This is a genomic window from Streptomyces sp. NPDC031466, assembly GCF_055581265.1.
Genome location: NZ_JBVIJT010000018.1, coordinates 31,225 through 58,061 on the forward strand (window position 1 = coordinate 31,225; position 26,837 = coordinate 58,061).

17 protein-coding genes are annotated in these 26,837 nt (G+C 73.5%); 6 read left to right on the forward strand and 11 right to left on the reverse strand.

The window, feature by feature from the left end; all coding sequences use genetic code 11:
- Window positions 1-71 precede the first annotated feature (71 nt).
- Window positions 72-605: a GNAT family N-acetyltransferase gene (locus tag ACZ5GP_RS33415; RefSeq protein WP_468754421.1), complete on the forward strand. Its 534-nt coding sequence runs from the start codon at window positions 72-74 to the stop codon at window positions 603-605.
- Between the two features lie 124 nt (window positions 606-729).
- A complete protein-coding gene (locus tag ACZ5GP_RS33420) occupies window positions 730-1,515 on the forward strand; it encodes a thioesterase II family protein (RefSeq protein ID WP_468754422.1) in 786 nt (261 codons plus the stop codon).
- 32 nt (window positions 1,516-1,547) lie between these two features.
- Here ACZ5GP_RS33420 and ACZ5GP_RS33425 read toward each other — a convergent pair whose 3' ends face one another.
- From ACZ5GP_RS33425 to ACZ5GP_RS33475, 11 genes are all read right to left on the reverse strand, one after another.
- Window positions 1,548-3,389, reverse strand: coding sequence for an acyl-CoA dehydrogenase (locus tag ACZ5GP_RS33425; RefSeq protein ID WP_468754423.1), 1,842 nt, complete (start codon window positions 3,387-3,389; stop codon window positions 1,548-1,550).
- A gap of 60 nt (window positions 3,390-3,449) precedes the next feature.
- Complete coding sequence (locus tag ACZ5GP_RS33430) at window positions 3,450-5,075, reverse strand: AMP-binding protein (protein ID WP_468754424.1); 1,626 nt, start codon at window positions 5,073-5,075, stop codon at window positions 3,450-3,452.
- A gap of 43 nt (window positions 5,076-5,118) precedes the next feature.
- Window positions 5,119-6,135: an acyl-CoA desaturase gene (locus tag ACZ5GP_RS33435; protein WP_468754425.1), complete on the reverse strand. Its 1,017-nt coding sequence runs from the start codon at window positions 6,133-6,135 to the stop codon at window positions 5,119-5,121.
- Window positions 6,136-6,148: 13 nt separating this feature from the next.
- Entirely contained in the window at window positions 6,149-6,988 is an 840-nt protein-coding gene (locus ACZ5GP_RS33440) for an SDR family NAD(P)-dependent oxidoreductase (RefSeq protein ID WP_468754426.1), read from the reverse strand.
- On the reverse strand, window positions 6,985-8,346 hold the full coding sequence (locus ACZ5GP_RS33445; RefSeq protein WP_468754427.1) for a protoporphyrinogen/coproporphyrinogen oxidase: 1,362 nt from the start codon (window positions 8,344-8,346) through the stop codon (window positions 6,985-6,987). Before ACZ5GP_RS33445 ends, ACZ5GP_RS33440 begins: the two co-directional genes overlap by 4 nt.
- 3 nt (window positions 8,347-8,349) lie before the next feature.
- Window positions 8,350-9,444: an AfsA-related hotdog domain-containing protein gene (locus ACZ5GP_RS33450; RefSeq protein WP_468754428.1), complete on the reverse strand. Its 1,095-nt coding sequence runs from the start codon at window positions 9,442-9,444 to the stop codon at window positions 8,350-8,352.
- Complete coding sequence (locus ACZ5GP_RS33455; RefSeq protein WP_468754429.1) at window positions 9,441-10,832, reverse strand: NAD(P)/FAD-dependent oxidoreductase; 1,392 nt, start codon at window positions 10,830-10,832, stop codon at window positions 9,441-9,443. Before ACZ5GP_RS33455 ends, ACZ5GP_RS33450 begins: the two co-directional genes overlap by 4 nt.
- Window positions 10,829-11,845, reverse strand: a complete 1,017-nt coding sequence (locus ACZ5GP_RS33460; RefSeq protein ID WP_468754430.1) for a 3-oxoacyl-ACP synthase III family protein — start codon at window positions 11,843-11,845, stop codon at window positions 10,829-10,831. The genes ACZ5GP_RS33455 and ACZ5GP_RS33460 overlap by 4 nt, the downstream gene beginning before the upstream one ends.
- Complete coding sequence (locus ACZ5GP_RS33465) at window positions 11,827-15,774, reverse strand: type I polyketide synthase (RefSeq protein WP_468754431.1); 3,948 nt, start codon at window positions 15,772-15,774, stop codon at window positions 11,827-11,829. The genes ACZ5GP_RS33460 and ACZ5GP_RS33465 overlap by 19 nt, the downstream gene beginning before the upstream one ends.
- 3 nt (window positions 15,775-15,777) lie before the next feature.
- A complete protein-coding gene (locus ACZ5GP_RS33470) occupies window positions 15,778-21,888 on the reverse strand; it encodes a type I polyketide synthase (protein WP_468754432.1) in 6,111 nt (2,036 codons plus the stop codon).
- A gap of 113 nt (window positions 21,889-22,001) precedes the next feature.
- Window positions 22,002-22,853 (reverse strand): alpha/beta fold hydrolase, encoded by an 852-nt coding sequence (locus ACZ5GP_RS33475; protein ID WP_468754433.1) that lies wholly within the window; start codon window positions 22,851-22,853, stop codon window positions 22,002-22,004.
- A 417-nt stretch (window positions 22,854-23,270) separates the two neighbouring features.
- Here ACZ5GP_RS33475 and ACZ5GP_RS33480 point away from each other — a divergent pair, with 417 nt between their 5' ends.
- The 4 genes from ACZ5GP_RS33480 to ACZ5GP_RS33495 are packed head-to-tail and all read left to right on the forward strand — an operon-like array spanning window position 23,271 to window position 26,788.
- On the forward strand, window positions 23,271-23,522 hold the full coding sequence (locus ACZ5GP_RS33480) for an acyl carrier protein (protein WP_468754434.1): 252 nt from the start codon (window positions 23,271-23,273) through the stop codon (window positions 23,520-23,522).
- On the forward strand, window positions 23,519-24,385 hold the full coding sequence (locus ACZ5GP_RS33485) for a class I SAM-dependent methyltransferase (RefSeq protein ID WP_468754435.1): 867 nt from the start codon (window positions 23,519-23,521) through the stop codon (window positions 24,383-24,385). Before ACZ5GP_RS33480 ends, ACZ5GP_RS33485 begins: the two co-directional genes overlap by 4 nt.
- A 40-nt stretch (window positions 24,386-24,425) precedes the next feature.
- Window positions 24,426-25,751 (forward strand): NAD(P)/FAD-dependent oxidoreductase, encoded by a 1,326-nt coding sequence (locus ACZ5GP_RS33490; RefSeq protein WP_468754436.1) that lies wholly within the window; start codon window positions 24,426-24,428, stop codon window positions 25,749-25,751.
- Window positions 25,748-26,788: an SDR family oxidoreductase gene (locus ACZ5GP_RS33495; protein WP_468754437.1), complete on the forward strand. Its 1,041-nt coding sequence runs from the start codon at window positions 25,748-25,750 to the stop codon at window positions 26,786-26,788. Before ACZ5GP_RS33490 ends, ACZ5GP_RS33495 begins: the two co-directional genes overlap by 4 nt.
- Window positions 26,789-26,837: the final 49 nt, after the last annotated feature.

Here is a 26,837-nt window from a genome sequence, read left to right on the forward strand (position 1 = left end):
GCTTCACACGGTGAGGGTGCGGGGGAGCGCCGATTACCGGTGGGGCGCCTCCCTTGGGCAGGATGGGGTGCATGACCGAGATCCGCACCCCCCGCCTCCTCCTCCGCCCCTGGCACGACAGCGACCTCGCGCCGATGGCGGAGATCAACGCGGACCCGCGGGTCATGCGCCTGGTCGACGACGGTCGCGTGCGTGACCTGGAGCAGACGGCGCAGGACATCGAGCGCTGGCAGGAGGAGTGGGACGACGAGGGCTTCGGCCTCTTCGCCGTCGAACTCCTCGCCTCGGGCGAGCTGGCCGGCTTCACCGGCCTGTTCGTGCCCGAGTTCCTGCCGGAGGCCGCGTCCGACGCGGCCATCGCCTGGCGCCTCGGCACGCAGTTCTGGGGCCAGGGGTACGCCTCCGAGGCGGCCCAGGCCACCTTGGAGTTCGCCCTCCAGGACCGCGGACTCGACCGGGTCGTGTGCATCCACCGGGCGCAGGACCAGGCCTCGGAGAACGTGGCCCGCAAGCTCGGCATGGTCCTGGAGCGCGAGACGACGCACCCGCGGTCCGGCCATGCGCTGCGCGTCCACGGCATCGACCTGACCGAGTACCAGGCCTGACGCCGGCGCCGGAGTGCCGGGCGGGGCGCCGCGTGCCGGGCCACCCGGGTGACGGCGACCGGGCCCGTGGTAGACCTGGTGACCCGGTGACGGCCACCGCCGCCCCTGACGCCTCGAGGCCCCCATGGACCCCCGTACCGCACCGACGCCGTGGCTGGTCCGCCGCCGCGAGCGCCCCGAGGCGCCGCTGAACGTCTACGTGTTCGCGCACGCGGGCGGATCCAGCGACGAATACCTGCCGTGGGCCGACGAACTGACGGACGTTCAGCTGTGGGGCGTGCGGCTCCCCGGGCGCTCGGCGCGTCTCGCGGAGCCCGCGCACACCGCGCTCCGCCCCCTCGTCGCCGCCCTGGTCCGCGAGGCGGTGTTCACCGCGCCCTACGTCCTGTTCGGCCACAGCTTCGGCGGCCTCCTGGCGTACGAGACGGCGAGGGCGCTGCGCCGCGAGGGCCGCGGACGGCCCAAGCACCTGATCCTGTCCTCCTGCCCCGCCCCGCACTCCTTCGGCAGGGGCGGCCCGGCCGGCTCCCTGCACACCCTCCCCGACGAGGAACTGATCACGGCGGCCGAGGCGCGCTGGGGCCCGCTGCCCGAGCAGGTCCACGCGCACGCGCGGCTGCGCAGGCTGGTCCTCGGCCCGCTCCGCGCCGACATCAGCGTCTTCGAGACGTACGTCCATGAGCCCGAGCCGCCGCTGGAGGTGCCGACGACCCTGCTGTGCGGCACCGGGGAGCAGCACCGCCTCGCCGGCGAGAGCGCGGGCTGGGCCCGCCACCTGACCCGCGTCACCCGCCGGCGCGCCCTGCCCGGCGGCCACTTCTACTTCCGCGAGGACCGCGAGCCCCTCCTCGGCGTCCTGCGCGAGGTGAGCGCGGAGGTCGCCGCCGGGCGGCGGCCCGCGACCGCCTGACCAGCCCGTCGCCGGAGCCCACCGCGGGCGCCCTACCAGGCGTCCTCGTCCAGGGTCATGAGGACGCCGTCCTCGCGGTCGGCGATCTCCCGCTGGGCGGCGACCAGCGGCAGCACCTCCTGCGCGAAGAACACCGCCGCCGCCACCTTCCCCCGGTAGAAGGAGCGGCGCGCCGCCCGCACCCCCGCCCCGGGCTCCGCCAGCCGCAGGGCCGCCACACCCGCCTGCCGCAGCAGCAGCCACGCCACCAGCACATCACCCGCCGCCATCAGCAACCGGGTCGTGCCGCGCCCCACCTGGTAGACGGCGGCAGGCTCCGCCAGGGACGCCAGCAGATGCCCGCCGAGGCCCTCCGCCATCGCCCGCAGCTGCGCCACGGACCGGCCGAGAAGCCGGTGCGCGTCGGCGAGTTCACCGCTGTCCGGGGCGGCGGCCGCGGTCCGCGCCACCTCCGCGAGGAGCGAGTCGAGGGCCGCCCCCTGATCCCGGGCGATCTTGCGGAAGAAGAGGTCCATGCCCTGGATCGCGGTGGTGCCCTCGTACAGCGTGTCGATCCGGGTGTCGCGGATGTACTGCTCCAGCGGGAAGTCCTGCGTGTAACCCGCCCCGCCGAGGACCTGCAGCGCGTGCCCCAGCTGTTCACAGGCCCGTTCGGAGCCGTAACCCTTGACGATCGGCAGGAGCAGGTCGTTGCGGGCGTGCGCCGCGTCGTCGCGGGCGCCCGCCGCCCGCGCCTCGGCGATCTGGTCCTGCACGGTGGCCGTGTACAGGACGAGGGCGCGCAGCCCTTCCGCGTACGCCTTCTGCAGGAGCAGGGAGCGGCGCACGTCGGGGTGGCGCAGGATGGGCACCCGTGCGGCCGACTTGTCCGCGAGGGCGGTCAGATCGGCGCCCTGGGTGCGGATCTTGGCGTACTCCAGGGCATTGAGGTGGCCGGTGGAGAGTGTCGCCATCGACTTGGTGCCGATGACCATCCGGGCCTGTTCGATGATGTGGAACATCTGCCGGATGCCGTCGTGCCGCTCACCGAGCAGCTCGCCCACCGCGGGGATCTCCGCGCCGAACGTCAACTCGCAGGTGGCGGAGGCCTTCAGGCCCATCTTGCTCTCCAGGGAGGTGGCGAACACGCCGTTGCGGGCGCCCAGCTCCCCCGTCCCCGGATCGGCCACGAGGTACTTCGGGACCACGAACAGGGAGAGCCCCTTGGTGCCGGGGCCGTGGCCCTCGGGGCGGGCCAGCACGAAGTGCAGGATGTTCTCGCAAAGGTCGTGCTCGCCCGAGGTGATGAACCGCTTCACGCCCTCGATGTGCCAGCTGCCGTCCGGCTGCCGGACGGCCCTGGTGCGGCAGGCGCCCACATCGCTGCCCGCCTCCGGCTCGGTGAGGACCATCGTCGCGCCCCACGCGCGCCCGACGAGCAGCCGGGCGAGCCCGCGCTGCTCCGGTGTGCCGAGGCTGTCGAGCATCTTCGCGAAGCCGGCGGTCGACTGGTACATGTACAGCGCCGGATTGGCCCCCAGCACCAGCTCGGCGACCGCCCAGCGCAGCGACGGCGGCACCCCCGCCCCGCCGAGCGACTCGGGCAGGTCGATCAGGTGCCAGCCGGACTCCGTCCAGCGGGCGTACGCCTTCTTGAAGGACTCCGGCAGCGTCACCGTGCGGGCCCGCGCGTCGTACACCGGCGGGGTGCGGTCCGCCTCGACGGCGGCGTCCGCCAGCTCCTGGACGGCCAGCCGCTCCACCTCGCCGAGCAGGTCGCGCGCGGTCTCGGCCGTGGTGCCCGCGAAGGCGCCGCGGCCGTAGGACTCCTCGCGGCCGAGGACCTCGAAGAGGTTGAACTCCACATCTTCCAGATGTGACTTGTAATGGCTCATCGCCGGTCGCCTCCCTTGAGGTCCTCGGGGCCTTGCGGCCCCCGGGGTCTGCCTGGCACGTCAGTCGAACGTCACCCGCGCCACGGGGATCAGCCGCCCCTCGTCGAGCAGCGCACGGCAGCGGAACCGCTGGATCTTCCCGCTGGGGGTCTTCGGGAGCACCCCGCGCGCCAGGAACAGGCACTCCGCGAGGGCGACCCCGGCCTTCTCCAGGGCCAGCGACGCGGCCTCCTCGGCGATCGGCCGGAAGTCCTTCGGATTGCCCTGGGGCTCCACCATCAGCACCAGCCGGGACATGCCCGAGTCACCCGCGTCGACCACCGCCGCACACCCCTTGCGGACGTTCTTCAAGGAGTCCACCGCCGACTCGATCTCCGAGGCGTAGACCTTCCGGCCGCCCACCGAGAGCATGTCGTCGGCCCGCCCGAGGACGTACAGCTCGTCGTCGCGCACGAACCCGAGGTCGCCGGTGCGCAGCCGACCGTCCTGGAAGCGCGCGGCCGTGCGTTCGGGGTCCGCGTAGTAGCCACTGGCCAGGCTGGGCGAGGAGACCAGGATCTCCGAGACGCCGCCGCCGCTGCCCGCCCGCACCGACACCCCGGGCAGTGTCACGCCGTTGGAGACCAGCCGGGTCGCCTTCGGATGGTCGGGCGCCACCTCGATCACCGAGCCCTCGACGAGCGCGGGACCGTCGAAGGCGAGCGCCCTGGGCGCCTGCGCCCACGGCTTGCCCGTCACCGCGAGCGTCGCCTCCGCCATGCCGTACGCGGGCTGGAACGCGGTGTCGGACAGGCCGAAGGGCCGGAACTTCTCCGTCGCCGCCGTCAGCGTGTCCCAGTCGACGCGCTCCGCGCCGATCACGGCCGCCCGCAGCCTCAGCTCCTTGGGCAGCGTCCCGCGGCCCTGCGCCCGCGCTGCGAGATACACGGCGGTGCTCGTGCCCGCGGTCATCGTCGCCCCGTACTCCGACATGTCCCGGAACCACGTGCGCGGAGCCATCCCGAACCGGTCCGGCGAGGACAGCACGAAGTCGAAGTCGTACGCCCACGAGTACAGCAGGCAGCCGAACATCCCCATGTCGTGCGAGAGCGGCAGCCAGGAGGCGACGGTGTCGGCGCCGGGCCGGCCACCGGTCAGATGCAGGATGATCCGCAGCTGTTGCTCGATGGCGCGCGTGGTGAGCGCGCAGCCCTTGGGGGTGCTGGTGGACCCCGACGAGTACTGGATGAAGGCGATGTCGTCCGGGCCCGGCGGGCTCGGCTCGATGCGCCCCGCGCCGCGCAGCGCGGACCAGCCGCGGACCGGCAGCTCCTTGGCCAGCCGCTCCGGCACCATCGCGGTGAGCCAGTCGTCGACCAGGAGCAGCGTCGGGTCGAGGCGCGCCGAGAGCGCCACCAGCTGTTCGCCGTACGCCTCCTGGCTCAGGCCGCGGGTGGGCAGCGGCAGCGAGGCCACCGCACCGCCGGCCAGCCAGACCGCCAGCAGACCGCGCACCGTGTCGGGCGTGTTGGTGAGGATGGCGGCGACCCGGGTACCGGGGCCGACGCCGAGCGTGCGCAGCTCGGCGGCCATGCCGTGGGCGTCCCTGACGACATCGCGCCAGGGGGTGTGCTCGAACTCCTCGCCCGTCCACTCGTGCAGCACGCCGTGCGAGGCCCCGTTGGTCAGGGCGTGGAAGAACTCCATGTGCGTGATCCCCGTCTGTTCGTCTGCTCGTGCGGCGGCCGTGCTATTCCACGTCCACCAGCGAGGCGTCGGCCTCCCGGGCCTCGCGGCGGCGCTCCGCCATGGGCGCGATGTTCTGCTGGGTCTCCAGGAGCTCCCGCTTGTCCGCGGCGGACGCGTCGACGCGGCTGACACCCGCCTCGCGCATCTCCATGCGCTCGGGGTCGATGCGCACGACCTTCCAGGCGAGGTGGGTCTTCTCCAGGCTCCAGATGAGGATCGCGGAGAGGTCGACCTCGTACCACTTCATGCCGTGGCGCGCCGAGCGCGGGAAGGCGTGGTGGTTGTTGTGCCAGGCCTCGCCGAAGGAGGGGATGGAGAGCCAGGCGACGTTGCGCGACTGGTCGGTGGTGTCGAAGCGGCGGCGGCCGAAGACGTGCCCGACCGAATTGACCGCGTACGTCATGTGGTTGATGAGGAAGATGCGCACCAGACCGCCCCAGAGCATGCCGGTCAGCCCGGCCCGCCAGTCGCCGCCGGTGAGGGCGTAGGCGATGAGGCCGGGCAGCACGACGCTGGATGCGGTGACCAGCAGGAGGTTCTCGCTGAGCCAGCGCAGCGGCTTCTCGCGCACCAGGTCGGGGCAGTAGCGCATCGGGTCGGAGGTGAGATCGACGTCGAACAGCCAGCCCAGGTGGGCGTGCCACAGACCGGCCAGCGTGCCCTTGAAGCCCGGCTCGAAGTCCAGGTGCGGGCTGTGCGGGTCACCGGGCTTGTCGGCGACGCGGTGGTGCTTGCGGTGGTGGGCCGCCCAGATCAGCGGCGGGCCCTGCCCGGCCATCACCCCGGCGGTGGCCAGGGCCACGCGGATGGGCTTGTAGGTCTCGAACGAGCGGTGGGTGAGCATCCGGTGGTAGCCGGCGGAGATGCCGAAGCCGGAGATGGCGTACATGATGACCAGGACCACCACGTCCGACCAGCCGAATATCTCGTTCCACAGCAGGGCCATGGCGCCGAACACCGCGACCAGCGGTATCAGCGACGCCCCGAGGATGAACCAACGGTGCTTCTTGCCGTCCATGTGGCAGTGCCTCTCACTTGCGGACGTCGGGAGTACGGACCGGCGGGCGGGAGCCGCTTCGCGCGTTGCGGAAGACGGGCAGCACCACCGCGCGCAGCACGGGGAAGAGCAGCGGGCGCGGGGTGTGCCGGCCCGCGAGGTACTGGGCCTTGGCCACGGGTCCGGGGACCACCACACGGCGCCCCCGGGCCAGGCCGCGCAGGCCTGCCTCGGCGACCCGCTCGGGCGTCAGCCAGGCCAGGAACGAGCGCTCCTGGAGCCGTGGCATGCCGCCCACCGCGTAGAAGTTGGTGCGTACGGGGCCGGGGGCGAGCAGGGTGCAGTGCACCCCGGTGCCGCGCAGTTCGACGTGGAGCGCCTCGGCGAAGGTGTTGGCGAACGCCTTGCCGGCCGAGTAGGTCGCCGCGGTCGGCACGGGCTGGCAGCCCGCGGTCGAACCGGTGACCAGGATCCCGCCGCGGCCCCGGGCCAGCATGCCCGGCAGCAGCGTCCGCGTCAGCGCGTGCAGCGAGACGACGTTGACCTGGACCTGGGCGCTCTCCTTGGCCGGGTCGTTGTCGCCGAACGGCCCGCAGGTGGGAAAGCCCGCGTTCGCGCAGAGCACGGTCACCGGCTCACCGGCCAGCTCGGCGAGCAGGGCCTGCCGCGCCGCGGGGTCCGCCAGGTCGCAGGTCCGCACGCGCACCGGCACGCCGTGCCGCTCGCGCAGTTCCCCGGCGAGCCGCTCCAGGGCGTCGGTGGAGCGGGCGACGAGCCACAGCCCGTACCCCCGCGCGGCCAGGCCCCGGGCGAGGTGCTCACCGATGCCCGACGAGGCACCGGTGACCACCGCCCAGTCGCCCGGGCCGCTCACGCCGCCGCCCGCGCGGGCGCCGAGGGCGAGGTGAGATGGGCGGCGAGCCGGCCGGCCGCGGCACGGCCCGTCCGGGCGCACGCCTCGATGGAGACACCCTGGATGTAGTCGCCCGCCAGCTCCAGGCCCGCCACGTCCGCCACGCCCTGGCGCACCTCGGCGAGGAAGTCGGCGTGGTGCGGCAGATAGCCGCTGTAGGCCGCCTCCCAGTGCCTGACCAGGAGGTTGACGCGCTCGGCGCGCGGCGCCCCGAGATACTTCACCAGGCGCTCCTCGGTCTGCCCGGTCAGCCGGTCGATGTTCTCGGGGCTGAAGTCGCTCAGGCGTCCCTCGCGTCCGCTGTAGGTGTAGCGGACGATGTGCCGGTCCTCCATCCCGTACGAACCGGCGTTGCTGCACGGCCCGTCGTCCATGGCCAGCGCCCGCACCTCGGGTCCGAAGACCGGCCGGTCGTACTCGACGAGCACCACCGTGGCCGGGAAGTAGTTCACGTCCGACAGGCGGCGGGCGAGCGCGGGCCGCGCCGAGCGCAGGATGCCGGCGGTCGCGTGGGCCGGGGTCGCCAGCACCACGCCGTCGTAGTCGCTGATCCGCGCGGGCGCCCCCGCCTCGGCCACGCGCAGCCCGGCGACCTTGCCGTCACGGACCTCCACGCCCTCCACCGTGGCCCCGAGCCGCACCGGGACGCGCTTGGCGAACGCGTCGAGGACGGGCTGGATGCCGCCGGTCAGCTGGTCGTAGTGGTCCATCAGCATCGCGAGGTTGGTGCCGAACGTGCCGGGGTAGACCTCGTCCGGTTCGGCGCCGTTGTTGCGGATGACCATGGGCCGCACCAGCATGTCCGTCATCTCGCGGCCGAAGAACGAGGCGAGCGGGGCGTGGTCGTGGCGCCGCGAGACGCCGCTGAAGTAGCGCGAGCCGAGGAAGCGGTTGCGCTCGTCGGCGCGGATCCGCGCCGCCATCGCCGCCATCCGCGCGAAGTCGCGGGCCGAGCCCATCCGCCGGATGTTCTTCAGCGTCTGGCTCCGCCGCTCGCTGTCGAGGGTGAGGATCTCGCCGTCCTTGACCCGGGAGGCGTTGTAGCCGAAGGACTCGTAGGTGTCCACGCCGAGCTCCGAGGTGAGCCGGCGGAAGGTGTGGTAGCGGCGGCCGATGTTCTTCCCGCCGGTCATGACCGGCCGGTCGCCGAGCTTGTCGACGCCGAAGCGGCCGCCGAGGGTCTCGGCCGCCTCGATGACTTCGACGTCGTATCCGAGGAGGTCGAGGCGGAGCGCCGCGGTGAGGCCGGAGATACCGGCTCCCACGACGGCGACGCGCCGCCGGTTCGTCGTGCTGTCACCTGTGTGTGCCACTGCCATGGATCAGACTCCGTGCGCTCGCGCGGTTGATGGGGGACGCGGGGTCGCGTCGGGAAGCAGGTCGATGCGGCCCTCGACGACCGGTCTGCCGAACTGCCGCAGGACCACGGCCACCGGGATGCGGCCGTCCGCCCCGGCGGCGCCGACCCGCGCCTCGTGCACCAGGTCGGCCTCGAACTCCGCGAAGTCGAGGAAGGCGGCCTCGCAGCCGACGGCCAGGGCGTGCGGCGCGGCCAGCGCGCCGGACCGGCAGGCCGCGGCCACGGCGGCCTGCCGCATGCCCTCGACCATCAGGGGCCCCGGCACATGGTCGTACTCGTGGTCGAAGAAGGCGGGATGGTGCGGGTCGGCGGCGAGCAGATACCGGAACGCGCCGTCCCCGGGCCCGCCCTCCGCGGACGTCCCGCCGGCCGCGGGGTCCGCCGGCACCGGCTCGGCCTCGTGCGCCGGCAGGCCGATGACCACGTTGCGCGGGATCTCACGCCCCACCAGGGCGGCGGCAAGCCGCCGGGCCGGGGTGGGGCGGGCGTCGGCCACCGGCTTCCGCGCCCGCTGGAAGGCCCGGAAGATGTCGTAGTCCTCCTGCGACATGAACGCGAGCACCGCGCTCAGCGTCATCGCCGGGCGCCCGCCGATCTCCATGGCGCCCTCCAGGACCATGCTCACCACGTCGGAGCCCTTGCCCTGCCGCTCGGCGACCCGGTAGTGCACATACCCCTGGAGGGCGGACGTCCCGTCGTGGGCGTACGCCTGCGGGTCCGTCACCCGCAGCGTGATGCGCTGCAGGCTGAACGGGAGCCCGACGGGCACCCCGACATGCCGGTGCAGCAGCACGAAGATGGCCTGCCGCGCCGCCTCCGCGGACGCGAACGGGTCGTGTGACCCGGGTCGTTGATCCGACCAGAGGCTGTGGGCGCGGGGGATCTGGAAGGCGAGGTGGAAGTCGTCGTCGGTCTGCTGCGCGGAGTCGGTGACGAACACCTCGCCGACCTGCCTGCGGTGGGCGAGGGAGCGGGGCACCGTCTGCTCGAAACGCAGCTCCACGCCGGGGGGCGGCAGCTGGCCGCGCTCGGCGGCGTGCGGGAGGGTACGGGTCATCGGCTCGGCTCCGGTTCTGGAGTGTCCTGCTGTACGGGGCGCGGCTGGGGGCCGCTCTGGAAGACGGGCCTGCGCATCGCGTTCCGGCGCCGGACCTCGGTGGCCGCGAGCCGCCCCAGCTCGGTGAGGGCGGCGCGCCGCCCGCCGGGGGCGCGCAGCAGGTGCCCGCCCGTGGCGCCGAGCACCCGCGCCGGGGTCAGGACGTCCAGGACGGAGGCCCGGTGGCTCAGCAGGTTCAGGACGCCGTCGACCTCGCCCCGGGCGTGCAGGGAGCGCACCACTCGCGGGACGACGCCGGCGAGGGGGCCGGCCACGCCGAGATCGGCGGCCAGGCCGTAGTACTGCGCGTACGCGCGGTCCCGCCAGCGGCCGAAGTCGGCGGTCGCGCGGTCGAGCCGGGCGCCCGACCCGACGGCGTCCGCGACCGCGCCGGCCAGGCGCTCCGCCTGGTGGAACGCGTCGCCGATGCCCCGCCCGCCCGCCGGGTCCTTGAAGTGCCCGGCGTCGCCGAGCAGCACCCAGCCGGCCCCGGCCGCCTCCCGGAAGTAGCCGAAGAAGCGCCGGATGCCGTAGATCCTGCTCGCCCTGGTGGCCCCGGCGACGGCCTCGGCGATCGGCGGGCAGCGCAGGGCGTGGGCACGGACGTTGGCGTCGAGGTCGGCGCGGAAACTCTCCCGCTCGTGCCGCTGCGGGGAGACGCCCACGATGTACAGGCCGTTGTCTGCGGGGCCGCCCAGCATGTGCCGGTCGCCCCACCGGTGGAAGACGAACGTCGGCCGCTCACCGATGTCCGCTCCCTCGAAGTACGTCCAGTAGTAACTGCGTTCACCGGGACTCACGTGGTACATCCGGGACCCGCACACCTCGGCGACCTTCGAGGTCCGCCCGTCCGCGCCGACGACCAGGGCGGCCCGCAGCGAGGTCTCCGCACCGCCCGACACCGCCCGTACCCCCGCGACGCGGCCGCCCTCACGGATCACTCCGACGACCCGGGTGCCCAGGCGCACCTCGGCGCCGGACGCGCGGGCCGCGTCCACAAGCACCGGGTCGAGGACCTCGCGTCGGATGCACGCTGCGCCGCCGACGTCACCGGGCTCCTGCGGGAACGCCGCCCGGCAGCGGAAGTCCTCCAGCCGCATGTCGACGTGGCTCATGGTCCGCACCCCGGCCGCGCGCAGGCGCTCCAGCACGCCGAGGCGGTCGAGGAACGCCAGCGAGTCGGCCTGGAGGATGTTCGAGGAGAGGGTCGAGCGGATCTCGGTGGCCTGGTCGAGGACGGCGACGCGCAGCCCGCGGCGCGCCAGCAGGGCGCCGAGCGTCGACCCGGCGCAGCGTGCCCCGACGACGATCACGTCCAACTCCCCGGCCCGCCCGGACGACTCGCTCATGAGGCCCCGTTCCAGCGCACCGCCGCGGCGGCCGCGAAGTCACCGGCGTGCGCGAACCCCGACATCACCACGAGGTCGCCGTCGCGCAGCTCCCCGGCGCGGGCCGCCCGGTCGAGGGTGACGGGCACGGCGGCGCCGTACAGGTTCCCGCAGCGGTCGAAGGTGTCCAGGTGCCGCGCCTCGTCCAGCCCCAGGGCCTGGCGCCAGTTCTTCAGGAAGATGCGGTTGGGTTGGTTGGTGACGAGTACGTCGATGTCGGACGGCCGCTCCCCGAGGTCGGAGCAGAGCTTCTCGACCAGCTCGGGCACGAGTGTGTTGCCGCGCTGGAGGATCTCCGCCGCCTTGCCGGCGTCGAAGGCGATGTCCATCTGCCCCTCGCCCGGCTCCCAGTACTTGCGCCCGTCCGACGTCTTGATGCCGAGGTCCACGGAGTACGCGGGGATGCTGCGGGTCCGTACCCCGAGGATCGGCGAGCCCGCGCCCGCCTCCAGATAGGCCACCCCGCAGCCGTCGCCCGGAATCGGCGCGTGCGACAGCTTGCGCACCTCGGACTGGGCGAACATCTGGCCCGCGGTGTTCTGCACATTGGCGATCAACGCGGTGCGCGCCGCCCCGTCGGCCATGATCTTCTGGGCCAGCGCGAGCATGTAGGGGAACGAGGCGCAGCCGCCGTTGTGCAGGTCCACGATCCACTCGGGGTCGATGCCCAGCGCGTGCGCGGCCTGCGCGCCGACGCCCATGAACGGCTCGTCGGGCAGCAGGACGTTCGTCAGCAGCACGTCGACCTGGCCCGCGGGCTCCTTGCCGAGGCGCTCGAAGACCGGCCGGGCCGCCTTGGCGATCATGTCGGCGGCCCGTTCGCCGGGGGCGACGTGGTGGCGGGTCGGCGGCACGCGGAACAGCGGGGTGTCGGCGAGCGGGTCCACCGGGGCGGTCTCGTCCAGGAAGAACTCGGGCCCCACCACGTTCTCGGGCAGATGGCTGCCGAAGTCGACTATGCCGACGGGCTGCATGACAGTTCCTTTCGAAGCCAGTCCTCGACGGCGCGCGCCGTGTGGGCGGCGTCCTCTTCGAGGAGCGAGAAGTGGTCGCCGGTGACGGTCGCGACGGTGTCCGCGGCCCGCCACAGCCGCCAGCCCGCCGCGTCCGGCGCGTCCGGGCCCCGCTCGGCGCTCAGCAGCAGCGCGGGCGCCGTCAGCGGGTCGGCCGTCCAGTCGTCGAAGAGCCGCAGGTAGCCGCCCATGGCCGTGACGTTGTCGTCGTCGAGGGCGGCGGGCGCGCCGTCCCGGTCCAGGACGCGGCCCATCGCCCAGGCGAACACCGCCCGCTGCTGGGCGGTTTCCGGTTCGTACGTGTCGATCAGTACGACCCCTTCGACGCGGTGCCCGGCGCGTTCCAGGGACGCGGCGGCGGCGTGTGCGAGGGCACCGCCGACGGAGTGCCCGGCGAGGACGAGCGGGGCGCCGGCCGCGGTGCGCAGCGCGGCGTCGGCCAGGCCCTCGACCGCGGCGCGCAGTGAGCCGGGCAGCAGCGGCGAGGCGCCGAGGCCGGGCAGGGTGAGCGCGGACATCCGCGGCCGGTGGGTGAATCCGGCGGCGAACCGGGCGAACTGGTGCGGGCCCGACCCGGCCAGGAAGGACGGCACGCACACCACGACGGGTGCGGCGGGCCCGTCGGAGACCAGCACCGACTCCGGCGGACCGGAGGGCTGTTCGGCCGCACGGAAGACGGGCCGGTCCTCGGCGGCGGCCCGAAGGAGCGGTACGGCCTCGGCCAGCCGCCCTTGCCGGTGCAGGTCCCTGAGCCGGTCGGCCGGTCCCCGCGCGGGGTGCTCGGCCGCGGGGTCGAGCAGCGGCCGCAGGTGCTCCGCGAGGGACGCCGGGGTGGGGTGGTCGACCAGCAGGGTGGCCGGCAGGTCCAGACCGGTGACCGTGGCCAGACGTCGCTGGAAGCGGACGGCGCCGAGCGAGTCCAGGCCCAGCTCCAGCAGCGTCAGCTCGGGGTCGATCCCGGTGCCGTCCTCGTATCCGAGGGTCAAGGCGGCCTGGGCGCACACCAGTTGAAGCACGTCCTGTTTTTGGGACTCCTGAGATTCCTGCGGTTCCTGGCCGATCGGCTCTGCGGCGCCGCCGTCCCCCTGGTCCGGTACGGCCGGGTCGGCCCGCGTGTCCCGCACGGTCTGCGGCACGTCGATCCAGTGCCGGCGTCCCTGGAAGGCGTACGTGGGCAGGGACACCTGGCGAGCCGCTTCCCGGGGGAGGAGGGCCGCGAGGTCGCCGCACGCGCCATGGGTGTGCAGCTCGGCGAGCGCGGTCACGAGCGCGGCCGGTTCGGGCGCGCGCCCGTCCAGGGCGGCGGCGAGCACCGCGGAGCCCGGCTCCCGCAGGCAGTGCCGGGTCATCGAGGTGAGCACCCCGCCCGGCCCGAGCTCCAGGAACGCGCTCACCCCGGCGCCCTCCAGCAGGCGTATCCCGTCGTGGAAGCGGACGGGGCGCTCGGCGTGGCGGACCCAGTGGCCGGGCGTGGCCAGGATGGCCGGGGCGGCGAAGGTCCCGGTCTCGTTGGAGACGATCGGCACGGTCGGCGCGCGGTAGCTCAACCCCCCGGCCACGTCCGCCAGTTCCGCGAGCGCCGGCCGCATGAGGGGCGAGTGGAAGGCGTGGCTGACGCGCAGCCGACGGGTGCGGCGGCCCTGCTCCTGCCACGGCCGCAGCCAGGCCGTGAGCGGGTCGGCGGCGCCGGACACGACGACCGAGCGGGGCCCGTTCACGGCCGCCACGGCCAGCGGGTCCTCCTCGCGCAGGCTCGCCAGGACCTCGTCCTCCGTCGCCTCCACGGCGACCATCGCACCGCCCTCCGGCAGCGCCCGCATGAGCCGGCCGCGCGCGGCGACCAAGGTGCTCGCGTCGGCCAGGGACAGCACCCCGGCGACATGCGCGGCCGCCAGCTCCCCGACGGAGTGGCCCAGCAGGAAGTCCGGCGTGAAACCCCACGACTCGACGAGCCGGAAGAGGGCCACCTCCAGGGCGAACAGCGCCGGTTGCGTCCAGTCCGTGCGGTGCAGCAGCTCCGCCTCCGCGGTGCCGTCGGGGGCGTCCATCACCTGGCGCAGCGGCAGCTCCAGATGGCGCTCCAGCTCCGCGCTGACCGCGTCCAGGGCGTCAGCGAACACCGGATGGGCGGCCGCGAGTTGGCTGCCCATGCCCGCCTGTTGGGAGCCCTGCCCGGAGAACAGGAAGGCGGTCCTGCGCCCCCGCGCCGCCACGCCGACGACGGCGTTGCCCGGCAGCCGCCCCGCACCGAACTCCGCGAGGCCCGCGAGGAGTTCGGCGCGGGTGGTCCCGGTGAGGGTGGCGCGGTGGTCGAAGTGGGCGCGGGTGTGGGCGAGGGCGGCGCCGGTGTGGGTGGGGGTGGCGTGGGGTTGTGTGGTGGTGAGGTGGGTGTGCAGGTGGCGGGCCTGGGCGCGCAGGGCGGCGGGCGTCTTGGCCGAGAGCATCCAGGGCACCACGGGCAGTTCCCGGGTCGTCGGCAGCGGCCCGGCGTCCGGGGAGGCGTCGAGCGGTGCCTCCTCCACCACGACGTGCGCGTTGCTGCCGCTGATGCCGAACGAGGAGATCCCGGTTCGGCGTATCCGCTCGCCGCGCGGCCACGGGGTGGCCTCGGTCAGCAGGGAGATGCCGCCGCCCGACCAGTCCGCCTTGGGGGTGGGCCGGTCCACGTGCAGGGTCTTGGGGAGCATTTCGTGACGCAGCGCCTGGATCATCTTGATGAGTCCGCCGACGCCCGCCGCGGCCTGGCTGTGCCCGATGTTGGACTTCAGCGAACCCAGCCGCAGCGGTTGCCCGGCGGCCCGCTCACGGCCGTACACCGCCGCGAGGGCGTCGACCTCGATGGGATCGCCGAGCGTGGTGCCGGTGCCGTGCCCCTCCACCGCGTCGATGTCGTCGGGACGCAGCCGCGCCGCGGTGAGCGCCTGGGCGATGACGCGCTGCTGGGAGCCGCCGTTCGGGGCGGTCAGACCGTTGCTCGCGCCGTCCTGGTTGACCGCGGACCCGGCGACGACCGCCAGGACGCGATGGCCGTTGCGGCGGGCCTCGCCGAGGCGCTCCAGCAGGACGATCCCGACGCCCTCGCCCCAGCCGGTGCCGTCGGCGGCCTGCGCGTACGAACGGCACCGGCCGTCCGGTGACAGCGCGCGCTGCCTGCTGAACTCGGTGAACACACCCGGCGTGGACATCACCGTCACACCGCCCGCGAGGGCCAGCGAGCACTCGCCGTTCCGCAGCGCCTGCACCGCCAGGTGCACCCCCACCAGCGACGACGAACACGCCGTGTCGACGGTCAGGGCCGGACCCTCGAACCCCATGACGTACGAGACGCGCCCGGAGAGCACACTGCCCGCGGAGCCGATGCCCCAGTAGCCCTCCAGCTCCTGCGGGCCCGAGCGCGCCAGCTGCGCGTAGTCCTGGCCCGTCGTCCCCACGAACACGCCCGTCCGCGAGCCGCGCAGGGCGCCCGGGTCGATGCCCGCGTCCTCCAGGGACTCCCAGACGGTCTGCAGGAGCAGCCGCTGCTGCGGGTCCATCGCGAGGGCCTCGGTGCGGCCGATGCCGAAGAACTCCGCGTCGAACTCCGTGGCGCCCGCCAGGAAACCGCCCGCCCTCGCGTACGTCGTGCCGGGGTGGTCGGGGTCGTCGTGGAAGAGCCGCTCCAGGTCCCAGCCCCGGTCCTCGGGGAAGTCCGCGACCACGTCGCGCCCGGCGGCCACCACCTCCCACAGGCCGTCGGGGGAGGTCACCCCGCCGGGGTAGCGGCAGGCCATGCCCACCACCGCGACCGGCTCGTGCGTACGCCGCTCCGCCTGCCGCAACTGCTCGCGGGCGGCCTGGAGCTCGGCGGTGACGCGCTTGAGGTACCGCAGTGTCCTGTCGTCGTCCGGCATGGTTCAGCCCACCCCCAAGTCGTTGTCGATCAAGTCGAAGAGGTCCTCGGCGGACGCTTCGTCGATGCGCTCCCTGCGCAGGCCCCGACCGTCCTCGTCGCCGTCCTCCCGGCCGTCCCTGGCGTCGAGCGCGGTGAGCAGGGAGCGCAGCCGCGCGCGGACGGCCGCCACTTCGGCGTCGGCGACCGACGGCAGTGATCCGGCGAGGCGGTCCAGATCCGCGTGCGCCGCGGATCGCACCGGCTCCCCGCCCTCGGCGGCGTCCGCGTCGAGCAGCGTGCGCAGGTGTGCGGTGAGCGCGGGCACCGTCGGATGGCCGAACACCAGGGTGGAGGGCAGCGCCAGCCCGGTCAGCAGGCTCAGCCGGTTGCGCAGCCGCACCGCGCCCAGCGAGTCCAGGCCCAGTTCCTTGAAGGGCCGCTCCGGATCGACGGCGCCCGTGTCCTCGTACCCGAGCACCGCGGCGACCTCCGCCACCACCGCCGCGAGCACCAGTGCGTCCCGCTCCCCGGGCGCGGCGGCCTTCAGGCGGGCGGACAGCGCCGGCTCGGTTCGGTCCGCGGCCGCCCGCGTCACCGGCACCAGGGCCCGCAGCACGGCGGGCAGCGAACCCTCGCGGGCCTGCGCCCGCAGGGCGCCCGGGTCGAGCCGCGCGGGCAGCAGCAGCGCGTCCTCGGTGCCGTGCACCACGTCGAACAGGCGCAGTCCCTCGTCGGTGCCGAGCGGCACGAGCCCCGACCGGCCCAACTGGGCCACCTCGGCCTGTCCGAGGTGCCGGGTCATGTCGCTCGCCTCCTCCCACAGGCCCCAGGCCAGCGAGAGCGCGGGCAGCCCCTGGGCGCGCCGCCACTGCGCGAAGACGTCGAGGAAGGTGTTGGCCGCCGCGTAGTTGCCCTGCCCCGGGCCGCCGATGGTGCCGGCCACCGACGAGAACAGGACGAACGCGGTGAGCGGCGCGGACCTGGTCAGCTCGTGGAGGTGCAAGGCCGCGTCCACCTTGGGCCGCAGGACGCGGTCCAGTCGCTCGGGGGTCAGCGTCTCCAGGAGGCCGTCGTCGAGCGTCCCCGCGGAGTGGATCACGGCGGTCAGCGGGTGCGCGGCGTCGACCGACGCGAGGAGTGCGGCCGTCGCCGCCCGGTCCGTGACGTCACAGGCCGCGACGGTCACCCGGGCGCCGAGGGCGCTCAGTTCGGCCGTCAGCTCCGCCGCGCCTGCGGTGTCCCGGCCGCGCCGGCCGGCCAGGAGGAGGTGCCGCGCGCCCCGCTCGGCGGCGAGGTGCCGGGCCATGTGGGCGCCGATTCCGCTGAGGCCCCCGGTGATCAGGACCGTCCCGTCCGGATCGAAGGGCAGCGGCCCGCCCGCGGCCCCCCGGACCCGTTCGGCACGGGGCAGCAGGAGCACACCGTCCCGGACGGCGACCTGCGGCTCCCCGGTGGCGAGCACCGCGGGCAGCACCCGCGCGGGGTCACCGGCCGCCTCCTCGTCCAGATCGACGAGGGTGAAGCGGCCGGGGTGCTCGGACTGCGTGGTGCGCACCAGCCCCCACAGCGGCGCGAGTTCGGGGGCGGCCTGCGCCCCGGGGGCGGTGGCCACGGCATCGCGGGTGACCACCACGAGCCGGGCCCCGCCGAACCGTTCCTCGGCCAGCCATCCGCGCAGCAACGCGAGAACACGCCGGGCACGCTCCCGCGCCCCCTCGGCGCTGGGCGCGCCGTGCGCCTCGGTCATGAACGCGACGACGGTCTCCGGCACGGGGCCGCCGGCGTCGAGGGCTTCGGTGAGGTGGGTGAGGGACGGATGGGTGGGAAGGGGCGTACCGGCGAGGCCGGGGAAGACGTACGGGGCGTCCTGGGCCGGTGGCGGCGCGTCGGGCCCGGTGAGGACGGCCCAGTGCTCGGGCGTGGAAGGCAGGGGAGGCGGCGGGGGCTGGGGGGCCGGGGCCGGGTGCCAGGCGACGCGGTAGAGGGCGTCGGCCGGGCCGCCCGCGCCGGACAGGCGCGAGGGATCCACCGGGCGGGCCACGACGGAGTCGACGGAGACCACCGGCGTGCCCGCCGCGTCGACCGCGGACATCCGCACGGTGCCCTCGCCGAGCGGGGTGAGCGTGGCCCGCACGGCCGACGCACCCGTTCGGGCGACGCGCACGCCGGACCAGGTGAACGGCAGCCACGCCTGCCCTCCGGCCCCGTCGGCACCCGCCAGCTCGGTCAGCTGGGCGTGGAACGCGGCGTCCAGCAGGGCCGGGTGCACCCCGTACCCGTCGGTGTCACCGACGTCACCGGCTGCCGCGCTGTCCACCTCGGTGAGGAGCACACCGTCATGCCGCCAGGCCGCGCGCAGCCCGCGGAAGGCGGGCCCGTAGCCGAAGCCCCGGTCCGCGAGCCGGTCGTACAGGCCCTCGACGTCCAGCGGTTCGGCGCCCGGCGGGGGCCAGGCGCCGGGCACGGGGGCGCTGTCGGCGTGTGCCGGGGCGATCGCGAGGAAGCCGGCGGCGTGCCGCGTCCAGTCGCCGCCGCTCGCGGCGCCGGCCGGCCGGGAGTGGAGGGACACCGGCCGCCGTCCCCGCTCGTCCGGCGCGCCGACCGACGCCTGGAGGTCGGCCGCGCCCGCGTCGGGGAACACCAGCGGCTCCTCCAGCGTCAGCTCCTCCACCACGTCGCAGCCGACGTGCGAGGCGGCGAGGACGGCCATGTCCACGAACGCGGTGCCCGGCAACAGGACCGTGCCGTGGACCGCGTGGTCCTCCAGCCAGCCGTGCGTGTCCCGCGAGACGCGGCCGGCGAACACCCACCCGCCACCGTCGGCGAGTTCGGCACCGGCGCTCAGCAACCGGTGACCGGTGGCGTGCAGGCCCGCGCCCCCGACATCGCCGGCGGCGGCTCGCGGCGCCGCCCACAGGCGCGTCGACTCGAAGGCGTACGTGGGGAGTTCGACGCCGTGCGCGTCGGCCGGGTCGAACACCGCGCCCCAGTCCACGGCCACCCCGTGGGCGTGCGCGGCGGCCAGCGAGGCGGTGAACTGCGCCTGTTCCCGCTCACGCCGCGCCGAGCCGAGCACGGCCGCGGCGGACCGGCCGGCCCCGCCGCCGCCCGCGCGCGCCGCCTCCTGCGCCGCCCGCTCGGCGACCTGCTCCACCGTCTGTTCCACCGCGAAGGTGAGGATCGGGTGCGGGCTCACCTCGATGAACGTGGTGTGCCCCTGCTCCAGCAGCGAGCGCACGACTTCCTCGAACCGTACGGTCTGCCGCAGGTTCCGGAACCAGTAGTCGGCGTCGAGCCCCGCGGTGTCGAACTCGCCCGCGGTCAGTGTGGAGTGGAACGGCACTTCCCCGGAGCGCGGCGTGATCGGCGCGAGCACCTCGGCCAGCCGCTCCCTGAGCGGCTCGACCCACGAGGAGTGCGAGGCGTAGTCGACGGGGACCCGGCGGGCCCAGATGTCCTCGGCGGCGCAGCGGGCGAGCAGCCCGTCCAACGCGTCCGACTCACCCGAGACCGTCATGGAGGACGGGCCGTTGACGGCCGCGACGGATATGCGTCCGCCCCAGTCCGCCAGGAGCGGCAGCAGACGTTCGGGCGATGCCGTCACCGAGGCCATGCCGCCGCCCCGCCCCGCCAGCTCCGCGATGGCCTTGCTGCGCAGCGCCACGACGCGGGCGGCGTCCTGGAGCGAAAGACCCCCGGCCACGTACGCGGCGGTCATCTCGCCCTGCGAGTGCCCGACGATGGCGTCCGGGTGCACGCCGTGGTGCCGCCAGAGCGCGGCGAGCGCCGCCATCACCGCGAACAGGGCGGGCTGGACGACGTCCACCCGGTCCAGCGGGGGCGCGCCGGGCGCCCCGCGCAGGACCTCGTCGAGCGAGAAGCCGGTGTGCGGCGCGAGGGCGTCGGCGCAGGCACGCAGCTCCGCGGCGAACACCGGGTGCGCGGCGGCGAGTTCATGGCCCATGCCGACCCACTGGGCGCCCTGGCCGGGAAAGACGAAGACGGTCCGTCCGGTGCGCGCCCGGGCCAGGGTCGCCTGTTCCGCCACCTCGCCCCGGGCGATCGTGTCGACCAGGTCGAGGAGTTCGGCGCGGGTGGTCCCGGTGAGGGTGGCGCGGTGGTCGAAGTGGGCGCGGGTGTGGGCGAGGGCGGCACCGATGTGGGTGGGGGTGGCTTGGGGGTGCGTGGTGGTGAGGTGGGTGTGCAGGCGGCGGGCCTGGGCGCGCAGGGCGGCAGGTGTCCTGGCCGAGAGCATCCAGGGCACCACGGGCAGTTCCCGCGTCGGCAGCAGCGGCCCGGCGTCCTCGGAGGCGTCGAGCGGCGCCTCCTCCACCACGACGTGCGCGTTGGTGCCGCCCACGCCGAAGGCCGAGACACCCGCCCGGCGTATCCGCTCGCCGCGCGGCCACGGGGTGGCCTCGGTCAGCAGGGAGATGCCGTCGCCCGACCAGTCCGCCTTGGGGGTGGGCCGGTCCACGTGCAGGGTCTCGGGGAGTACTTCGTGACGCAGCGCCTGGATCATCTTGATGAGTCCGCCGACGCCCGCCGCGGCCTGGCTGTGCCCGATGTTGGACTTCAGCGAACCCAGCCGCAGCGGCTGTCCGGCGGGGCGGTCCTGCCCGAAGACGGCTGCGAGGGCGTCGACCTCGATGGGGTCGCCGAGCGTGGTGCCGGTGCCGTGCCCCTCCACCGCGTCGATGTCACCGGGGCGCAGCCCGGCGTCGGCGAGGGCCTGGGCCAGGACACGCTGCTGGGAGCCGCCGTTCGGGGCGGTCAGACCGTTGCTGGCACCGTCCTGGTTGACGGCCGTGCCCGGGATGAGGGCGAGCACGCGGTGGTTGTTGCGGCGGGCCTCGCTGAGGCGTTCCAGGAGGAGGACGCCGATGCCCTCGGCCCAGCCGGTGCCGTCGGCGGCCCGCGCGTACGAACGGCACCGGCCGTCCGGTGACAGCGCGCGCTGCCTGCTGAACTCGGTGAAGACCTTCGGCGTGGCCATCACGGCGGCGCCGCCCGCCACGGCCAGGGCGCACTCACCCCGGCGCAGGGCCTGTACCGCCAGGTGCACGCCCACCAACGACGACGAACACGCCGTGTCGACGGTGAGGGCCGGACCCTCGAAGCCGAAGGCGTAGGCGACCCGGCCCGACAGGACGCTGCCCGCGGAGCCGATGCCCCAGTAGCCCTCCAGCTCGCCGGGGCCGGACCGCGCCACGCTCTCGTAGTCCTGGCCGCTGCTGCCCACGTACACGCCGGTCGGCGACTTCTTCAGGCGGCCGGGGTCGATGCCGGCGTGCTCCAGGCACTCCCAGACGGTCTGCAGGAGCAGCCGCTGCTGCGGGTCCATCGCGAGGGCCTCGCGGCGTGCGATGCCGAAGAACTCGGCGTCGAAGTCGGCGACCCGGTCGAGGAATCCACCGGTACGGGCGTAGCTGGTGCCGGGCTGCTCGGGGTCGTCGGAGAAGAGGCCGTCGAGGTCCCAGCCCCGGTCGCGGGGGAAGTCCGAGACGGCGTCGCGCCCGGCGGCCACCACCTCCCACAGCCCGGCGGGGGAGGTCACACCGCCCGGGTAGCGGCAGGCCATGCCGACGACGGCGATGGGGTCGTCATCGAGATCCGGCGCCGAACCGGAACCAGAACGAGAAGCCGACCCGGAACCAGAACCGGAACGGGAGTCCGAGCCCGCGTCCGTCTCCGGTGCCTCGCCGACGCCCTCGGAGTCCACGGCGTTCTCTGCACCCTGGGCGTCCCCGGCGGGCGTGAAGCCCAGCAGGCCCAGCAGATGCTCCGCCACGGCGGCCGCCGTCGGGTGGTCGAAGAGCAGGGTGAGCGGCAGTTCGAGACCGGTGGCCCGGCTCAGCCGGCCGGTCAGCTCGACGGCCGCGAGGGAGTTGTACCCGTAGTCCCGGTAGGCCAGGTGCGGGTCGACGTCGAGCGGGTCCGTGCCCGCGAGCCCGGCGGTCTCCGCACGCACCAGATCGAGCACCGCCGCCGGCCGACGACCGGCCGGCAACGAAAGCAGGCGGCCCACCAGCCCCTCGGGCCGCCCGTCCTGGTCGGCCTGCCTGTCCTGCCCGGCCCGCCGACTGTCCCTCGGCCCCGTTCCTCGGCTTCGCTCGTTCATCGGGTCAGCCATGCAGTCCTCCACGTCGTCTCCCTGCGCCCCCGCGCCTCACCGCCGCCCCCGGACACGGGTCCGGGACGCGGCCACAGAGTTCCGTCGTCCGCCCTGAGCCGGGACCGGCCCTCCTACGCGGCGGCGGCCCCGCCCGTGAGCAGGAAGGACCGGATGTGCGCACCGAGCTTCTCCGGCTGGTCCTCGGGGATGAGGGTGTAGCTGTCGTCGATCTCGACGAGCTGTCCCTTGGGGAGCAGCTCGGCGAGCTTGCGCCCGTGCTCGGGCGGCATGACCTTGTCCTCGGCGGCCCACACCACGAGCGCGGGCCGGTCGAAGTCGCGCAACTTCTCCGCCCAGCCGAGCAGTTCGCTCTTCGGGGGCACCCCGAGCACGTACTTGCGCAGGTCGCGGCGGATCTCCTTGGAGGTCCACAGTGGTTCGAACCAGGCGTTCATCACCTCGTGCGGCACCGGCCGTTTGCTCATCCAGCCCCAGGTCATGGGCAGTCGCCGCATCGGCTTGAACTTCAGCAGCTTGAAGGCGAGGTTGATGCCGCCCGGCAGCTTCGCCGAGGTGAAGAGGTTGCTTCCGGGCACGCCCGGCGGGAAGTTGTCGAACGCCTCGCAGGAGGTGATGACGAGCCGGCCGATCCGCTCGTCCTTCCCCTCGGACACCAGGGCCTGCGCGCCGCCCCAGTCGCTCATCACCAGCGTGACATCGCGCAGGTCGAGCCGGTCGAGGAACTCCGCGACCAGCCGGGCCACCCCCGCGACGGACAGATCCGCGTCCGGCTTCATCGGCCGGCGATGACCGCCCAGCGGCAACGTCGGCACCACGCACCGGAATTCGGAGCGCAGAGGCGCGACCACGTTCCGCCACAGGGAGCCGTCCATCGCGACGCCGTGCAGCAGGACCACGACGGGCCCCTCGCCGCCGGTGTCCTGATACTCCACCGTGCCAGCCGAAAGGTCTACCTCAGCCATTTCACATCTCCTCGGAGCTGTACGTGTTCGGGGAGGTCGCGAAGGGATGCCCGCACCGGACGCAACACTCGTTGCCCAGGTCGGCGGCGCGGCAGCCGCCCGGCCGGGTGAGTCGGGGTAAGCAAAACACCTCAGGCTCTTTTTCGCCAGCAACAAACCGAGCCGAAACGATCATTGCCCTTAAGGGCAATAGTCGGGCGACGGCCGTCTGGGTACCGTGGCAACTCCCGTGCCGCAGCCGTCCGCCGCAAGGTGAAGGACGAGTGCACGGACGAGGTATGCCGTGCGGCTCAGGACCGCACCCCACAGGCCATTTGCTCAGGAAATCCCACCCGCGATCCCCAGGCCCGTTCGGCCGGATCCCGGGTCCACAGAACATCGGTCATCCCCATCACCGTGCATCGGAAAGGCTGCCCCGTGATCACTGCTGAAGAAGTATGTGCCCGTATCGCCAAGAAGCTCGGCAGCAAGGCGAACGCGTACACCCTGAACGAGGACACCGCTTTCGACGCCGTGGGCCTGTCGAGCCTGCAGATAGCCGACATCGTCTACACCATCGAGGACGACCTCGACATCGAATTCGACGAGAGCAGGGCCGCGAGCGTGAAGACGGTCGCGGACCTGGTGAAGCTCGCCGAGGAGACCAAGCAGGGCAGCGCCGCCGCGTGACGGCCGTCGATTATCAGGGCGCCACCCCGGAGTCCATCAAGCATCACTACGACGTCTCCAACGACTTCTTCGCGCTGTGGCTGGACAAGGACCTCACGTACACGTGTGCGCTGTGGGACGAGGGCGACACGCTGGAAAGCGCCCAGGAGCGCAAGCTCGACCACCTCATCGAGGGTGCCGGGGCGGCCGGGGCGCGCCGCGTCCTCGACGTCGGCTGCGGCTGGGGGAGCCTGCTGGAACGGCTGGTCCGCACCCACGGGGTGCAGCAGGCCGTGGGCCTCACGCTCAGCGACAGCCAGGCGCAGCGCCTGCGCGAACTGGCGCTCGAACGCACCGAGGTGCGGGTGGAGAACTGGCTCGACCACGAGCCCACCGAGCAGTACGACGCGATCATCTCCATCGGCGCCTTCGAGCACTTCGCGCGCGCCGGCCTCTCCCGCGCCGAGCGGATCGCCGCGTACCGCGAGTTCTTCGAGCGCTGCCGGGACTGGCTGCCCAAGGGCGGCAGACTCGCGCTCCAGACGAACATCAAGGGAAACAACGTCCGCATGAACAAGCAGACCGTGCGGGACCTGCTCTTCATCATGGACTTCATTTTTCCCGAATCCGAGATTCCGGCCCTCTCCGAGGTCATCGAATCCAGCGAGAAGCGCTTCGATGTCGTCCGGCTGCGCAACGACCCGGACCACTACAGCCGAACGTGCCAGGAATGGTTCGACCGCCTGCGGGCCAATCGCGAGCAGGCCGTGAAGGTGGCCGGCGAGGAAAACGTCGCCCACTACGAGCGGTATCTGAGCTCCACGGTCGGCCACTTCAGGGGCCGCCATCTCGGACTTTCGAGGATCATCTTCGAAGCGGTGTGACCGAAAGCTCCACCGGCGGGTCCTCTTGAGGAGCACTCATTTGAACGCGTACAAGCACGTCGTCTACTGGCACGACACCGAAAAAGTCACCGTCGAGGACCCGCTGCGGGAATCCGTCGACTGCGACATCTGCATCGTCGGCGGCGGATTCACCGGGCTCTGGACCGCCTACTTCCTCAAAGAGGCCGAACCCGCGCTCGACATCCGCATCGTCGAGGCACACCATTCCGGTTACGGCGCCTCGGGCCGCGCCGACGGATTCGTCACGCCGACCATCGGCAAGGACATTCAAGCCTTGGTCAAGGAATTCGGCGTCCAGCGTGCCCTCGAGGCGTCCCAGGCCGTCGGCCGGTCGATCCTGGAGATCGGCAGGTTCGCCCGCAAGAACGGCGTCGACGCCCAGTACGAGGCCAACGACTACCTGATGGTGGCCACCGACGCCGCCCAGCTCAAGCGGCTGGAGCACGACCGCGCGCTCGCCGAGCGGATGGGCGCCGCCCAGGCGCGGATCCTGTCCCGCGAGGAGTCCCGGGAGGTCATCGGCTCGCCCGCGGTGATCGGCAGCATGCGCACCGGCGGCGCGCTTGTGAACCCCTTCAAACTCTCCCGCGGCATCGCCCGCGTGGTGCGCGAGAAGGGCGTGACGATCTACGACGACTCGCCCTGCCTGCGCGTGGAACCGGGCGTGCGGCCGACCGTCGTGACCGCGGGCGGACAGGTCAGGGCCGACAAGGTCGTCCTCGCCACCAACGTCCACATGGACGCCTTCCCGCCGTTCCGCAGGAAGGTCATCCCGATCTGGACGTACGCGATGGTGAGCGAGCCGCTCACCGACGCCCAGCTGGCGCGCGTGGACTGGGCGGGACGCGAGGGCCTGGTCGAGGCCAAGTCACTGCTGACCTGCGCCCGCTTCACGCATGACAACCGCGTCATGTTCGCCGGCGGCCCGGCCCCCTACTACTACGGCAGGGACAAGCGGCAGCGGAACATGAACCGGCCCGGGGTCTACCGCGAGATCCACCGGGAGTTCCTGCGGTTCTTCCCGATGTGGGGCGACGTGGAGTTCCGCTACGCCTACGGCGGGACCGCCGACGTCGTGCGCGACTACGCCCCGCACTTCGGCACGCTCGGCGGCGGCAACATCCTGTACGGGTACGGCTACTGCGGCAACGGCATCGCGGCCACGCACACCGGCGGCAAGGTCCTGCGCGACCTCGCCCTCGGCAAGGACACGGACTACTCGCGCCTGCTCTTCGTGGACGACGAGCGGCGCAGGCCGCCCGCCTCCTTCCCGCCCGACCCGGCCCTGTACGTGGGTGCCCGCACCGCGGCACGGCTGATGGACTGGAAGGACTCCCGGGCATGAGCCGCACCGCGAGCGGGCCGGGGGCCCGTCCCACCGTCCTGCTGACCGGCGCGTCCGGGGTCGTCGGACGCTCACTGCTGCGCGAGGCGGCGCGGACGCCGGACGGGCCGCGGTTCATCGTCGCCACCCACAGCACGCCGGTGCCCGAGGCCGGCGACGCGCGGGCGGTGCGCCTGGACATGACCGCGGAGCGCTTCGGACTCGACGAGGACGGTTACGCCGGCCTCGCCGCCGAGGTCGACGTCGTCATCCACTCCGCGGGGCTCACCGAATGGGGCCTGCCCGCCGAGGACTACCGGCCGATCAACATCGAGGGCACGCGGCGGGTCGCCCGGTTCGCCGCGGAGGCGGACGCCACCGTGCACTTCATGAGCACGGCGTTCGTCGCCGCGCTCGCCGACGACGCGCCCGTGCCGCTCGGCGCGGGCAACGTCTGCCGCAACTACATCGCCTCCAAGCGCGAGGCGGAGCACATCCTGCGCGACAGCGGTGTGCGGCACACCGTCTTCCGCCCCACCAACCTCATCGGCGACGCCACCACGGGCTGGACCTCGCAAGGCCAGATCGTGCAGCTCATGTCGGACTGGCTGGGCCGGGGCAGGGCGCCGTTCATCCCGGCGCACCCGGGCATCCGGATGGACTTCGTCCCCCAGGACCTGCTGTCGAAAGCGGTACTGCGCGCCATCGAACTGGGGGACGACGCCGGTGAGTTCTGGGTGACGTACGGGCCGGAGGCCATGGACATCGAGGCCTGTCTGCGGGTGCTGGTCAAGCACGCGGCCGCGCGCGGCCGGTCGCTGACACCCCCACCGGTGGTGAACGCCGACGAACTGGCCCCGGACGCCATCGAGAACACCGCACCGCGCACCCGCTCCTACCTGTCCGTCCTGCGGGACGTCAGCGAGGTCACCCGGTGCAGCGGGGGAGTGCTGCCGACCTCCATGCCGCACCTGCGCGAGCGCTACGGCATCCCCCACGTCGACGACACGGCGGCGTATCTGACGAGCCTCGACTACGCGGCCGAACACCTCGGCTAGAGCCGACGGCCGCCCGACGGCCGAAGGCATGGCCGGACGAACGGAAGGA